This window comes from Psychrobacter sp. M4 (assembly GCF_055699795.1).
The window spans coordinates 3,005,023-3,019,528 of sequence record NZ_CM146740.1; the positions used below are offsets into that span (position 1 = coordinate 3,005,023).

Genomic DNA, 14,506 nt, shown 5'->3' on the forward strand with positions numbered 1-14,506 from the left:
TTAATAAATAATAAAAAACCAATATAGAATCCTATTATGCCTGAGTTACCAGAAGTTGAAACCACTAAGACCAGCCTTGCTCCTTTATTAGGTCAAAAGCTTACAGAGGTAAAAGTATTTCAACCAAAACTGCGCTGGCCTATACCTGATGATTTGGCATCTTTGATTGGCTATACCTTACAAAACGTAGAGCGCCGTGCCAAGTATCTCATATTGACCTTTGTGCCTGACTTTATACCTAAATTAGCTATGCCAGCCTTAGTGTCTATAAATGATATGCAAATGCTCGATAATGAAACAGACTCAACATATGAGCCGCGCCGCTTGATTATGCATTTAGGTATGTCGGGGAGCTTACAACAACATGCTTATAGCACCGATAAGCGTAAACATGATCATTTGATTATGATATTTACTGATACCAACGGGGTAGAGTCGCAGCTGCACTACCATGATCCTAGGCGTTTTGGGGCGATACTGTGGCATGAAGATTATGATGCGAAACTCTTAGAGCACCTAGGTCCAGAACCTTTATCAGCTGAGTTTAATGCTGATTATTTATATCAGTATATTCAGCGTACCAAGCACAGTGCTAGCTTGAATAATACGTCAGATAAAAAAAGCACAAAACGTCCTATTACACGCGCTATTAAATCAGTCATTATGGAACAACAGGTAGTAGTAGGCGTTGGCAATATTTATGCAACAGAAAGCTTATATTTAGCAGCCATTCATCCTGCTACTCCAGCCAACCTACTATCTTATGAACAGATTGAAGAATTAGTCGAACATATTAAGGCCATTCTAAAAAAAGCCATTGAACTTGGTGGTTCTACCTTACGCGACTTTACTGTAGCTAGTGGTCAAACTGGTTACTTCCAGCAAACGCTAAACGTATATGGCAAATTGGGAGAATCGTGTCCACATTGCGCTACTATACTTGAAAATATTAAGATCAACGGTCGCGCTAGTATTTTCTGTGTTACTTGTCAGCCCCTATCATAAAAAGTGTTTGACCTTCTACATCAGTTTAATTTTTAAAACAATAGTTTTGTTTTTCGTCCAGAAATAGCTATTTGTGTTGCTTGTCGGCACACATCTTGCTTTAATAATAACCATACTGTTTTTATAACGCTGACTATTTTTAGGATATTACAATGACTATTATTGCCAACTCTAAGCGTAAAACCAAGCATATATTTACTACTACTGCTATTAGCGTCAGCCTTATTATGGCCATCATGCAGCCTGCCTCAGCAGCAATAGAAATAGATGAAACTGATTTTGGGCCTTCTTATGACACTATGGTAGTAGATACAGTCGTTGGCAAACCGCTACAGCTAGTTACTGCTGTAACTGGGACAGCCGCTTATCTTGTTAGTCTACCCTTCTCTCTTATCGGCGGCAATGCGGATCAAGCGCAGCAAAAACTATTCGTTGAGCCTTGGGATGCCATGTCACGCTGCTTGGGCTGTACGGTAGCTGAGGATAACTTTTATAAATCGCAGGGCGTCGATGACAACCTGGTACGCATTGTCGTTGATCAACCTTCAGAGATATTTATCAATACTAATGATCGGGTGATAGTTACTAATTGATTTGTCAGTATAGTAATTGAATAAGGATACAAAAGAAGGCCAACTCACTGAGTTGGCCTTTTTGTTATCGATACATTACGCTAGTTTTAACTATCTATAGTATTTGTTATTAATACTATAGATGTCTACGCACCTTTTTTACGGCCATGACGCTTACGTTCACTTTCAGTCAAGTAGCGCTTACGTAGACGAATCGCCTTTGGTGTTACTTCGACCAGCTCATCATCTTGAATATATTCAAGCGCTTGCTCTAAAGTAAACTTAATAGCAGGTGTCAAAGTGAGTGCTTCATCAGTACCACTAGCGCGTACGTTAGTTAGCTGTTTAGCTGTGGTTGGGTTAACCGCCATGTCATCACTACGTGAGTTTTGTCCGACAATCATACCTTCATAAACTTCCAGCTGCGGCTCAGCAAATAGCTTACCGCGTTTTTGTAAGTTAAATAAAGCAAATCCTAAACAAACCCCTTTAGCCATAGACACTAGTACGCCATTAGAACGACCACCAACATCACCAATTTTTTGTGGTCCATAATGAGAGAAGCTTGAAGTCATAATACCCGTACCTGACGTCAAGGTTAAAAACTCAGAACGAAACCCTATCAGACCGCGAGCTGGCATAGTTGCCTGAATACGCATACGTCCTTTACCATCAAGCTGCATATCAGTCATCTCACCTTTACGCAGACCTACTTGTTCCATGATAGAACCTTGATGCTCTTCTTCTATATCAAAGATAACGTTTTCATACGGCTCTTGGAGCTTACCATCAACTTCTTTGATAATAACTTCAGGACCTGATACGCCAAGCTCAAAACCTTCGCGGCGCATGTTTTCAATCAGCACAGATAAATGCAATTCACCACGGCCCGATACTTTAAATTTGTCAGGAGACTCAGTGTCTTCTACTCGTAGCGCTACGTTATGAATAAGCTCACGCTCTAAACGCTCACGAATATTACGCGACGTGACAAATTTACCTTCACGGCCAGCAAAAGGTGAATTGTTCACTTGGAAATTCATCGATACTGTTGGTTCATCAACTGTAAGCGGCGGCAGAGCTTCAACATGATTGGGATCACAAATCGTATCTGAGATATTTAGAGCATCGATACCCGTGATACAAATAATGTCACCAGCTTGTGCATCTTCAACATCGATACGATCAAGACCGTGATAACCCATTATCTTTAGGATACGGCCGTTACGCGTTTTACCGTTTTTATCAATCACAGTTACCGGTGTGTTGGTGGAGATTTTACCGCGCTGGATACGACCAATACCGATAACACCTACGAAACTGTTGTAATCAAGGCTTGAGATCTGCATACGAAACGGTGCATCTGCATCAACCTGCGGCGGTTGTACTACACTTACAATAGTTTCGAACAGAGGCGTCATATCATCAGCAAGATTGTCTGCTTCTAAGCCCGCAACACCATTCAGCGCTGAGGCATAGACAACTGGAAAGTCTAACTGCTCATCCGTTGCCCCAAGATTGTCAAATAAATCAAAAATTTGATCCATTACCCAATCAGGACGTGCACCAGGGCGATCAATCTTATTGATGACTACAATAGGTTTTAAGCCTTGTTCAAACGCTTTTTGAGTGACAAAACGTGTTTGTGGCATAGGCCCATCAACAGCGTCTACGACTAAAAGTACGCAGTCTACCATCGACATGACCCGTTCAACTTCCCCGCCAAAGTCTGCGTGACCTGGGGTATCTACAATATTAATGCGATACTCGGTATCTTCTTTAGGATGCTGCCATCTGATGGCCGTGTTTTTAGCCAAAATAGTAATGCCACGTTCTTGTTCGATATCACCTGAGTCCATCGCGCGTTCTGCGATGTTCGCACGGTCGCCAAACGTACCTGATTGATGTAATAATTTATCAACCAAAGTGGTTTTGCCGTGGTCAACGTGGGCAATAATTGCAATATTACGCAAGTGTTTGATGTCGTTCGCCATATAAATGCTCATTTCGTCTAAAAAATACAATAGCAATAAAAGCTGCTAGATAAAATTTTAATATAAAGGGAGTTAATACTAGCAAGATTAATACTGATGCCGATTAATTTATCTAAGGACAGCTACGCTAATGGGCACTTTGTCAATCTACAAAGTGTTTGGGCGGCTAGTATAACATTATTGCAGTATAAATTTATGCAATAAGTTATTTATATAAGTACATAAATAAAAAAAGCCACCCTTTAGGTGGCTTTTTTTGTAACTCAGAATCTTAGTCTATACTTATTCAATAATGTTACTGAATAACCATATCTTTAGTTTGCTCAACAGTCATAGTTTTGTCACCAGTGATGATGGCATAAACACGACGGTTCATAGCGCGACCTTCTTCAGTATCGTTTGGTGCGATTGGACGATCATAACCGTAGCCAACAGTTGATAAGCGGTTTGGTGCAATACCAAATTCGTTAGTCAACATAGATTGTACTGCAACGGCACGGGCTTCAGATAGACGTTGGTTGTAACGTGCTGAAGGACCAGTTTTAGAAGCATGACCTTCGATACGAGCGCTTGAGTTTGGATACTCGCGCATCTTCTCAGCTACTTTAGCGATCTCAGTTTTGTACTGATCTTTGATAGCTGATTTATCATTGTCAAAGAATACACGTAGCTCCATTTTCAGCTCATCAGTAATATCTACTGGTACTGGGCAACCGCGCTCATCTACAACAACGTTCATTGGGGTGCCTGGGCACTCATCAATGCTATCAGGTACGCCATCACCGTCTGAGTCCATGTCTTCTTCAACAATGACTACTGGCGCTGGAACGACTACAGGAACTTCAGCCTCTGGCTCTGGGCTAGGTGGTACGGCTACTGTTGGTGCCAAATGGCCACCAAGCACTACTTCTAGACCAGCTAAAGCTAGGCCTTCCCACCAGTTGTTATCAAAGTTATGAATCGCACGGGCTTCACCACGTAGGCTGATAGCATCGTTAATACGATACATAGCACCTAGACCTAAGTTACCAATAGTGTCTTTTGAGTTTGATACTTCAGTACCAGCTGGAACTAGACCTACAGACGAACCTTGATCTTCATCATAAGTTTCTTGGTTTTCTACTTCAATCTTAGATTGACCAGCACCAATTAAGACATATGGCTTGAATGCACTATCAGTATAACCGGTAAACTCTTCAGTACCAATCAAGAAGTTACCAGTGATCATAGTTTGTTCAACATCAAAACGGTTCACGCCTGCATCAGCAGAATCTTCAGAAGCTTCACCGTTGGTGTTTGATACACCATACTCTACTTGGAACTGAGTTGAAGGAGTCAGCTCAATACCTAATGCCGCACCAGTATATAAACCGCTTTCCTTAGCTACGCCGCCATTGGGATTACCACGGCTACCATCACCAATGGTATTGCCGTCAGCATTTACATACAAGTCTTTACCAGTACGTAAGATCTCACGTTGCTTATCAGCAGTATCATCGATATCGTCAGTGACGTGATAACCCAATAGTAATGGGGTAATAGTAACGCCAGCATTAGCTGCTAAAGGCGCAGCTGCTATGGCAACTAGAGCTAAAGCAATTTTATTTAATTTCATGGACTTCCTCCAAAGGATTGTTTGAGTAATGCGCTAAGCAGAACCACTTCCTAAGATGTATTAAGAATAAACATCTCTTACGAATGCATAAGTATACAACAAAACTAATTAGGGAGTAGCTTATCGACTATTAATTAATTTTACAACTTTTTTTGTTGTACAGCTACACATTATTACACGATAGTGTTGTAACCAAAACACAATAGCTTACTTGTTTTACTAAGAGCTAACACGATATGCATGCTTCGTGCCAAAAATATTAGCGCTTGATAAATACAAGTGAAATTGTATCTATTGTCTTCAACGAGTGTAATACAATTGATTTTTTTTCTCTATTGTAAAAAACAGTGATTCACTAATTGAAACATTTTTTGACAGTTGTACTATACTTTGTTTATATTAAGATGACCAACATTATTTGATTCAAATTTGAAATTTTTTGCCATTATGTTTTACATAAAGACAAGTAACCAATGCTCTACTGCAAATCTGCACCAACTTTACTGTTTTTAAAGAACCTTCTTATACAGGTAGTGACAACTCAATGACTACGTTAAGCACAGTACTTTTTTATAAGACAATCTTACGTAAAACATTTTTATTAAAACTAGCATTGATCAAAGAGTTAAGCGATAACAGCTCTGAGAACTTACTTAGTCTTAAAATCACTCACTCTTCTAACTTATATTTCAAGCTTGCTAAGAGTTACCCAACCGCTCGTAACGAGAGCGGCTTTACCTTAATGGAGCTGATGGTTACTATAACCGTCCTAGCTATTATCATAACTATAGCTATGCCGTCTATATTGACGCAACTAGCTCATATGGAAGCCAAACGTATTAAAAATCAGCTGACAACCGTGCTAGCTACTGCCAAAACTGAAAGTTATACTCGGCGACAAAATGTCTTAGTTTGCTTATCTAATGCTGGTGGACGCTGTCATAGAGATAGCTATAAAAAACTCTTATTATTCGTTGATAACAATGACAATCAGAATTTTGATGCTCAAACAGACTATTTGTTACACGAGCAGTTTTTGAACCCCAAATACAGTACTTTGCACTTACGAGTAGGAGCCAATCGCCATTACACTAAATTTTGGGGAGATAGTGGTAAGCCTCGAGGGCATTTTGGTCATATAAAATATTGTCCAACAGCAACTTATAATCAGCATATGTATCAAATTTCATTTAATCAAGGCGGCATTGTCAAACATAAACCAAATAGCACTCACGACACAGGCTGCTAGGTTTCAATATATTGTAATAGTTAAGTACTCCACTAATTAATCAACCAAATAAAACGGTTATTATTGATAACGTTGCTGCTGTTGCCATAATAAACGACTTTGTAGAGGCTGATAGTCAAGTAGATGATCAATAAGCTGGCGATGCAGTTGCAAGAAAGCAGCTAAGGTATGTTTAGTAATACCTGATTGTGCCATCTCAATAATCGTAGCACCACCGAAAAGGGTTTGAGATGTAGAGATTTCTGCATTATCAGATTGAATAGACTTATGGTTTTGAATAACAGGAATAAACCCTGCATCAGGAGAGAATCGATAATCTAAACTAGGTTCAATAGGTGCTAACAAATGATCGTAATCTAGAGTCAGCGCAAAGCCTAACTCTTGAAACAAATAATATTCAAACTGGCGTAAACATAACCGCAGCTGACCTGCTGTTAGCGACTGCTTTAACTGCAATAAGCTATCTTGGTAGTGTTGCCATAGTATTGGCATTGGGTCTTCAGTAGGCAGCAGCTTCCAAAGAATCTCATTTAAATAAAGAGCAGCATACTGCTGTTGGCCACTGATTTTTTGATAATGGAGCGACTTCGTATCAAGGTTAGTCTTGCTATCAGTAGCGCTTTTAGTAATAGCATTGTCAGTAGCACTATCTTCTACTGGCACTAAATTGATTTGAGTGAAAGTTTTTAAGTCGCGTTTGCCTGTTGCAAATAATTGTAGGGGCTCGAACAGTGGAGCGCCTTTTTTGCCAATACCATGGATAACGCCATGCTGCTGCGAAAACAAATAATACAGCGCACGCTTTTCTTGATAGGGACGCTGATGTAACAAGTAACCTACTAATGCCTCATTACGCATTGCTCATTACCTCAGCATAATATTCAATATCGTACTTGGTTTCATTATCGATGTTTGATCAGTAGCCTAAACTTGTCAGTGCTCGCTCATCATCAGACCAGCCGCGTTTTACCTTCACCCATAAAGTCAGCATTACCTTTTTATCAAACAGCTGCTCCATGTCTTTGCGCGCATCGATACCTACTTGTTTGATACGTTGACCTTTTTCACCGATAACGATAGCCTTTTGTCCGTTACGCTCAACATATATCGTCGCGTCAATAAAGGTACAAGCTTTACGTGGACGTTTCGTTTTTGGATCTATATGCGCAGCTTCATCTTTAAAGCCGTCGATTTGTACAGTCAAGTCATAAGGGACTTCATCGCCAGCGCTACGCATAATCTTTTCGCGAATAATTTCACTAGCTAAGAAACGCTCTGAGCGATCGGTAATTTGTTCAGTGTCATAAATGGGTTCTGCAGTAGGCAGGTGGGAAGCTATAACTTCTTCGAGTCGATCGAGGTTTTGGTTCTTTAACGCAGAGACAGGTACGATATCAGCGAAGTCAAAGCTTTCATTAAAGGTCTCAATGAGCGGTAGCAAAGTCCCTTTATCTTTCAAAGTATCGGCTTTGTTGATAACCAATACAATAGTCAGATCTGTCTCACCAAGCTTTTGTAGGGTCAATAAATCATCATCACGCCACTGGTCTGAATCAACTACAAACAGTACTAAGTCGACGTCGACTAGTGCAGACACCGCCGCCTTATTCATACGCTCATTGATGGCTCGAACTTCATTACGATGAATACCTGGCGTATCTACAAATACCGCCTGCATCTCACTGGTACTTAAAATACCATGGATACGATGCCGAGTCGTTTGTGGCTTACGCGAAGTAATAGATAGCTTTTGTCCCAACAAGTGGTTCATCAGCGTTGATTTGCCTACGTTTGGACGACCAATAATAGCGACATAGCCTGCTTTGAAGTTATCTGCTAGGCGCTCATGGCTACTGGATGCAAAAAACTCATCAATAGCGTCGTTATCTTCAGTATCCATATTAGTAGTATCATCAACATGGTTGATCTCGTCACTACCTTGCTGGACGGCTGTTAATGATGCCCCTATCTCTCTTTTTTCTTGCACATTTTTTGAAGTATTGGTGTTATCAGTGGTGTTATCGTCTGTCATATTATGAGTACTATTTTTGGTAGTAGAAGGCAAGTCGTTATGATTGCTCATAGGTTGATCCTGTGGTGATTAGTTGATAAACCCAACTATGCGTTCGATAAAACAATCGTATAGGTCGGGCCAGCTATCATCTGTCTAAAGAATAAAAATATTTGTTCTATCAGCGTTTTTTATGAGCGCTTGGTAGCTTATGCAACTGATTGATCATAAGCTCGGCTGCCTTTTGCTCAGCGATACGGCGACTCTCACCAGATTCAGTAATATCGGGGCAATGACTGATATTGACGTGACAGCGCACCACGAATATCTGGTAAGGTGCATTGCCACGCGTCTCTATCAACTCATAATGCGGCAGATCAAATTGTTTAGATTGTAGCCATTCTTGCAAACGGCTTTTGGCATCTTTGAGCACCTTTTGTTCATTAACGTTATCAATTAAATCACCATACCACCTCAGTACACAGCTGCGAGTGATATCCATGTCTTGACTGTCCAAATAGATAGCACCGATCAACGATTCTACAGCGTCAGCTAATATTGAGGCGCGATTGCGACCGCCGCCTTTGCGCTCACCAATACCCAGAATCAAATGGTTAGACAGCTCTAGTTTCTGAGCAATAGTAACTAGCGATTCTTGGCGTACTAAAGTTGCCCGCATACGAGTCAGACGCCCTTCGTTTACACTAGGGTAACGATGATACAAAGCTTCACCAACGATCATTCCCAATAGCGCATCACCTAAAAACTCTAAGCGTTCATAGTTTTTTTTGCTATCAAATGAGCGATGAGTCAACGCCAGCTTTGGTAAACTCAAATCCTTGAAAGCATAGCCCAGCTTATGGCTTAATATGGTTAGACGTTGAACAAAATCTGAGTTAATGGGCAAAGCCTCCACTATAGCGCTATCTTTTGTAGCAACCGGTACTTGATATTGGCGTGACGTTGGTTTCATACGTGACTTTGATTATCCTTTACTACCATTTATTCCACTGAAGCTGCATTTATTTCACCTTCAAAACGATTCACAATATCAACATTACCAAAAAAATTACTGGTTTTGTCGTACTTTTTATAAATAGCGAGCTCCCCAGGTTTTTTGTTAGTAAAGCTAAAAACTTCTTCGGCAGTAGTGTCATAGTCAGCGTTTATAGATAGCTGACGATTAACCCTCTCAATAAACTGGTTTGCGGTTTCACCATTGTTATTGGCCTCTTTGAGCTGAGCTCCTAGCGTTTTGTCTAACTGGTAATCTCCAACCTGAGCAGGCATAATTGCAATGATTAATTTGCCTGCGATAACAATAATAATTAATAATAAAACAATACTAGTCACACCCGAACCACGCTGTGATTCCAAACCGGTCAACTGGTTTGTCATAATTCCTCCTAATGAGTCAATTAAACTCAATCAATCAAATATAGCTACTTCTCAAATACTTGTTTTACTGCTTTTGATTTATAGATTTTTATTTTTATACTGTTTTTTATACTATGCTTTATTTTTCAACTTACTTGGTATGCTAATATCTTTAGAGTTTTTATTTTAAAGTATCTGTTTATACTAGATGATATATCAAACGTTGACTAGTCAATTGAACCATTTCGTGCAAAAGTTGGCAGATTGAGACCTGGTGGCTTATGCATCCAAATATAGACCGCTTTCCCTGCTAGGTTTTCATCAGGAACAAAACCCCAAAAGCGTCCATCAGCGCTACGATCTCGGTTATCTCCCATCACAAAATACTCGCCTTCTGGCACTGTAACACGCCACTGCGTACCTGAGGAGCTAATCACGTCTGGTGACTGCTGTTGCAAGAACGGTGCATATTGCGAGCTATTGGTATCTGGTATATAACGAACTAAATGCTGATTATCACCTTGGATTTCTTGAAAATACTGCGCTTGAGCTTCTTCTTGCTGGCCCATGCGTACCGCTTCCGTTTCAGTAAACACTTGTCCTGGAGCAATAGGGCCTGCCGGATATAACTGTGACGTCAGCTCAGGACTAGCATCAAAAGCTATAGGCTGAGTATCCACTTCAACGCCATTAATCGAAAGTTGTCCTTGATCGTAACTAACGGTATCCCCAGGCAAGCCAATCACTCGTTTAATATAATAAATACTAGGATTTTCAGGATAGCGAAAGACCATCACATCACCATGCTCAGGGCTACCGGTGTCCAATACTTTGCTGTAAGTTAACGGCAATCGTACCCCATAAGCATATTTATTAACGGCAATAAAATCCCCGGTGTATAAAGTTGGCACCATAGACGATGAAGGAATATTAAAGGGCTCAATTAAGAATGAACGCACCACTAATACTACCGCTAATACTGGGAAAAAATCATAAGCCCAGCGCACAGGCAAACTCTCTTTACCTCGTCCTTGAGTTTTTCGTTGTTTAAGTACCAGCTTATCTAATAGCCAAATCAGTCCCAAACCTAAAGTTAATGGCACTAAAATTAAATTAAAATCAAAATCCATACTTAATTGCCTATTAACTTACTATTTATTTAACCATTTTAACTACAAAATCAACAGCAACGATTTACTATACTCAGTCCGAGCTAGTAAAAATAATTCCAAAATTTAGCTATCCACCTGTAATACTGCCAAGAAGGCTTCTTGTGGAATCTCTACGTTACCCACCTGCTTCATACGTTTTTTACCCGCTTTTTGCTTGGACAACAACTTTTTCTTACGTGAGACGTCACCGCCATAACACTTAGCCAGAACATCTTTACGCATAGCTTTAACCGTACTACGACCGATAATTTGTGCGCCGATCGCTGCCTGAATGGCGACATCAAACATCTGCCGCGGAATCAGCTCTTTCATCTTACTTACTAATTGATTACCACGATAACGCGCTTGATCTTGATGCACTATCATCGCTAAAGCGTCAACTTTATCACCGTTTATAAGTACATCAACTTTGACCAGTTTGTCCGCTTGATAGCGTTCAAAATTATAATCTAAGGATGCAAAGCCGCGCGAAACCGACTTTAGGCGATCAAAGAAATCCATGACCACCTCGCCCATCGGAATATCAAATATCATCTGTACCTGTTTGCCCATAAAGCGCATGTCTACCTGAACACCGCGGCGCTCAATGCATAAGGTCATGACGTTGCCCAAATAGTCTTGTGGCACCAAAATCTGGCAGCGAGCAATAGGCTCACGAAACTCTTCGATATTGTTAGGCTCAGGTAATTTTGAGGGGTTATCAACATGAATGATATCGCCATTCTTTTTTTCAATCTCATAAATAACCGAAGGCGCTGTAGTGATTAAATCCAAATCGTATTCACGCTCAAGACGCTCTTGGATGATCTCCATATGCAGCATGCCTAAAAAGCCGCAGCGAAAACCAAAGCCTAGGGCATCAGAGGTATCTGGTTCAAAAAACAATGAGGCATCGTTGATTTGCAATTTTTGTAGGGCTTCACGAAACTTCTCAAAATCATTGGCATCAACAGGGAAGAGTCCAGCGTAAACCTGCGGCGTGATCTGCTTAAAACCAGGAATACGCTCAACATCAGGGGTTTTGGCATTAGTTATCGTATCGCCAACAGGCGCGCCTGCGATATCTTTAATACCTGCAATAATAAAGCCCACCTCACCCGCCTCTAAAATCCCTGTGTCTACAGGCTTGGGGGTAAAAACACCAATGGAGCTAACTGGATGCGACTCTTTAGTTGATTTGATATAGATCTTATCGCCTTGTTTGACCGTACCTTCACGGACACGGACTAAGGATACGACCCCCAAATAACTATCAAACCATGAATCAATAATTAAAGCCTGTAGCGGCGCATCACGATCACCTGTCGGCGGCGGTATAAACTCCACCAGCGCCTCTAATAGTTTATCCACACCGAGACCGGACTTCGCTGACACCCGAGGCGCGTCAATCGCTTCGATACCAATGATATCTTCAATCTCTTGAATCACGCGCTCAGGTTCTACTTGCGGTAGATCAATCTTATTGAGTACCGCCATGACCTCAAGACCTTGATCAACTGCCGTATAACAGTTGGCAACCGACTGCGCCTCCACGCCTTGAGCAGCATCGACAACCAGTAGCGCGCCTTCACAAGCGGCCAAGGAGCGCGATACCTCGTAAGAAAAATCAACGTGACCGGGCGTATCGATGAAATTGAGCTGATAACGCTCACCACTTGGATGATCATAAAACAACGTGACCGACTGGGCTTTGATCGTGATGCCGCGCTCACGTTCAATATCCATGGAGTCAAGTACTTGCGCCTGCATCTCACGGTCTTGCAGCGCGCCGCACATTTGAATAAAACGATCAGCAAGGGTCGACTTGCCATGATCGATATGGGCAATAATAGAAAAGTTACGAATATTGGCTAATGCAGTCACAAAGCGCCTACTAAATAAAGGGTGATTGAATAAATCATCGAAAAAATTTGGCTATACCAGACTTAACAAATAGATCAGTAGCTCTTACTTAATTTTTAATCTTTAAAATCTATTAAAAGCTTGCAAGCTATTAGAGCAAATTATGCGCTAATAACACCGACAGTTACGTGCAGGTATGTGCACGTATTCTAGCAGTTTTCTGGGGTAAAGTAAGGCAATTATTAATAAGGAATTGATTGTTAAGCGATATCAAAGGCTACTAAATAATAGCCCGTACACAAACATAGGGAATAAGTGATTTAATTGAGGGTTTATAACTGAATTTGCAAGCTAAGTACGATTATACAGTTATAGTAGTATGCAGTGCTGACGCTCGATCTCATAGTTTAGGTTAGCCTTACCGAAAAGCTATTTGGCAGTATCAGACGCCATATTCGTCGTCTCTACTTGCTGTAAATACTTATACATCCACGGCGATCTACCATAAAAAGAGCCGTTTATTTGCGTCTGCTCAATCAGATATTCGCGAAATCTTAAATAGAACTCATTATCTGGATGTTTTGGCTGCTGCCAAAATTGATCAAGTGTTTTAGGATCTGTCAGCTTTGGCGTATCATAAATAGCGCGTCCCATAAGCTTAGTAGGCTTTTTATGATATACCGACTGCAGCCCTGTAGTACTGTTTATAGTGACCATACCAATACTGTGCTTCATAAGCGTTGGTAGATGCATATCACAGCCGTAAAAGACTCGCGACTTGACGTTATAACGCGCCGCTAAGCTTGCTACTAGCTCTCGATAATCACGATGACCGCGATCTAAGGGATGGTGTTTAAATACCAGCATCTGGCTACTATCAGCATGACTTGCAAAGCTTGCGATAATCTCGTCAATAAACTGCACTACGTCACGATAATCGCTATGGTGGGTAATTTGTGAATCGTTATGCACCTGTAAACTGACTAAAAAGTAGTTGTTGTCCGCTTGGGTAATAAGCTGTTTTTGCAAACGCTTGTCTGGCAAATACCCACGCAGTTTACGCCATGGTGCTTTAAGCCAAGCTATGGCTTCTTGCCAAGCCGTCATCCCGCGATAATGCGAATAATGCGGATAACGCGACTTATAAAGCCGAGCAATAATGTAATAAACAATAGCGGCAATACTTAAGCGATAAAAACGGTTATGCGTATATAAAGGTTTATCATTGGCTTTTTTAAGTGCTTTAATGTCAGCAATATTTAACCGTGAATAGCCGTTAATACCGTGTTCTTGTAGGGTAATATAGTCAGGGCGCAAATAGCCTTCTTCAAATACAAAAAAAGATATTCCTAGTGTTTCACTTAAGCGCGCAGCTTGGGTATGATGCGGGCGACAATCGCCAAAACAAACGATGGCATCAATATTGTGTTCTACAATAAAAGCTTGCAACCAAGATGAAAACTGCGCCAAAGTGCCAGTGTATTCGTAGGCAGCTGGGTGTCGATAAAAAAAGGCATCGCCTGCATTAAAATTGATTTTACTCACTTCAATGTCTTGAGTTTGCAAAAAGGTAGAGAAGCGAGTGAAAAATCCGCCCATCTTTCCTTGTAGCAGCAAGACATGTCGATGAGTAAGCAATTGATGCATCGAAGCTGCCATAGTATTAGGT

General features: G+C 40.9%; 12 protein-coding genes. 3 read left to right on the forward strand and 9 right to left on the reverse strand.

What is annotated here, in order from left to right:
- The first annotated feature begins 36 nt into the window (after window positions 1–36).
- Together mutM and ACR63N_RS12580 are read left to right on the forward strand one after the other, a co-directional pair.
- Window positions 37–1,005, forward strand: a complete 969-nt coding sequence (gene mutM / locus ACR63N_RS12575; RefSeq protein ID WP_367106559.1) for a bifunctional DNA-formamidopyrimidine glycosylase/DNA-(apurinic or apyrimidinic site) lyase — start codon at window positions 37–39, stop codon at window positions 1,003–1,005.
- A 152-nt stretch (window positions 1,006–1,157) separates the two neighbouring features.
- Window positions 1,158–1,598 (forward strand): hypothetical protein, encoded by a 441-nt coding sequence (locus ACR63N_RS12580; protein ID WP_367104613.1) that lies wholly within the window; start codon window positions 1,158–1,160, stop codon window positions 1,596–1,598.
- A gap of 125 nt (window positions 1,599–1,723) precedes the next feature.
- On the opposite strand, the gene typA is transcribed toward ACR63N_RS12580, so the two are convergent.
- Together typA and ACR63N_RS12590 are read right to left on the reverse strand one after the other, a co-directional pair.
- Window positions 1,724–3,571 carry a translational GTPase TypA gene (gene typA / locus ACR63N_RS12585; protein WP_367104612.1) on the reverse strand — a complete coding sequence of 616 codons (1,848 nt, stop codon included), beginning with the start codon at window positions 3,569–3,571 and terminating at the stop codon, window positions 1,724–1,726.
- Window positions 3,572–3,866: 295 nt separating this feature from the next.
- Window positions 3,867–5,186, reverse strand: coding sequence for an OmpA family protein (locus ACR63N_RS12590; RefSeq protein ID WP_472782110.1), 1,320 nt, complete (start codon window positions 5,184–5,186; stop codon window positions 3,867–3,869).
- A gap of 544 nt (window positions 5,187–5,730) precedes the next feature.
- On the opposite strand from ACR63N_RS12590, the gene ACR63N_RS12595 reads away from it, so the two are divergent.
- Window positions 5,731–6,435 (forward strand): GspH/FimT family pseudopilin, encoded by a 705-nt coding sequence (locus tag ACR63N_RS12595; RefSeq protein WP_472782111.1) that lies wholly within the window; start codon window positions 5,731–5,733, stop codon window positions 6,433–6,435.
- Between the two features lie 60 nt (window positions 6,436–6,495).
- On the opposite strand, the gene recO is transcribed toward ACR63N_RS12595, so the two are convergent.
- The 7 genes from recO to ACR63N_RS12630 form a co-directional block, all read right to left on the reverse strand.
- Entirely contained in the window at window positions 6,496–7,293 is a 798-nt protein-coding gene (gene recO / locus ACR63N_RS12600) for a DNA repair protein RecO (RefSeq protein ID WP_472782112.1), read from the reverse strand.
- A gap of 58 nt (window positions 7,294–7,351) precedes the next feature.
- Window positions 7,352–8,335, reverse strand: a complete 984-nt coding sequence (gene era / locus ACR63N_RS12605) for a GTPase Era (RefSeq protein ID WP_367104734.1) — start codon at window positions 8,333–8,335, stop codon at window positions 7,352–7,354.
- 292 nt (window positions 8,336–8,627) lie between these two features.
- Complete coding sequence (gene rnc, locus ACR63N_RS12610; protein ID WP_367104608.1) at window positions 8,628–9,419, reverse strand: ribonuclease III; 792 nt, start codon at window positions 9,417–9,419, stop codon at window positions 8,628–8,630.
- A 29-nt stretch (window positions 9,420–9,448) separates the two neighbouring features.
- Window positions 9,449–9,844, reverse strand: a complete 396-nt coding sequence (locus ACR63N_RS12615; protein ID WP_367104607.1) for a DUF4845 domain-containing protein — start codon at window positions 9,842–9,844, stop codon at window positions 9,449–9,451.
- A 206-nt stretch (window positions 9,845–10,050) separates the two neighbouring features.
- Window positions 10,051–10,953 carry a signal peptidase I gene (lepB, locus tag ACR63N_RS12620; RefSeq protein ID WP_367104606.1) on the reverse strand — a complete coding sequence of 301 codons (903 nt, stop codon included), beginning with the start codon at window positions 10,951–10,953 and terminating at the stop codon, window positions 10,051–10,053.
- Between the two features lie 105 nt (window positions 10,954–11,058).
- Window positions 11,059–12,858 (reverse strand): translation elongation factor 4, encoded by a 1,800-nt coding sequence (gene lepA / locus ACR63N_RS12625; protein WP_367104605.1) that lies wholly within the window; start codon window positions 12,856–12,858, stop codon window positions 11,059–11,061.
- Between the two features lie 408 nt (window positions 12,859–13,266).
- Window positions 13,267–14,496: a capsule biosynthesis protein gene (locus tag ACR63N_RS12630; protein ID WP_367106555.1), complete on the reverse strand. Its 1,230-nt coding sequence runs from the start codon at window positions 14,494–14,496 to the stop codon at window positions 13,267–13,269.
- Window positions 14,497–14,506 lie beyond the last annotated feature (10 nt).

Bases quoted from the DNA above. Each gene is read 5' to 3' on its own strand.
- mutM (WP_367106559.1), top strand. From the start codon at position 37: ATGCCTGAGTTACCAGAAGTTGAAACCACTAAGACCAGCCTTGCTCCT.
- ACR63N_RS12580 (WP_367104613.1), top strand. From the start codon at position 1,158: ATGACTATTATTGCCAACTCTAAGCGTAAAACCAAGCATATATTTACT.
- typA (WP_367104612.1), bottom strand. From the start codon at position 3,571: ATGGCGAACGACATCAAACACTTGCGTAATATTGCAATTATTGCCCAC.
- ACR63N_RS12590 (WP_472782110.1), bottom strand. From the start codon at position 5,186: ATGAAATTAAATAAAATTGCTTTAGCTCTAGTTGCCATAGCAGCTGCG.
- ACR63N_RS12595 (WP_472782111.1), top strand. From the start codon at position 5,731: ATGACTACGTTAAGCACAGTACTTTTTTATAAGACAATCTTACGTAAA.
- recO (WP_472782112.1), bottom strand. From the start codon at position 7,293: ATGCGTAATGAGGCATTAGTAGGTTACTTGTTACATCAGCGTCCCTAT.
- era (WP_367104734.1), bottom strand. From the start codon at position 8,335: ATGGATACTGAAGATAACGACGCTATTGATGAGTTTTTTGCATCCAGT.
- rnc (WP_367104608.1), bottom strand. From the start codon at position 9,419: ATGAAACCAACGTCACGCCAATATCAAGTACCGGTTGCTACAAAAGAT.
- ACR63N_RS12615 (WP_367104607.1), bottom strand. From the start codon at position 9,844: ATGACAAACCAGTTGACCGGTTTGGAATCACAGCGTGGTTCGGGTGTG.
- lepB (WP_367104606.1), bottom strand. From the start codon at position 10,953: ATGGATTTTGATTTTAATTTAATTTTAGTGCCATTAACTTTAGGTTTG.
- ACR63N_RS12630 (WP_367106555.1), bottom strand. From the start codon at position 14,496: ATGGCAGCTTCGATGCATCAATTGCTTACTCATCGACATGTCTTGCTG.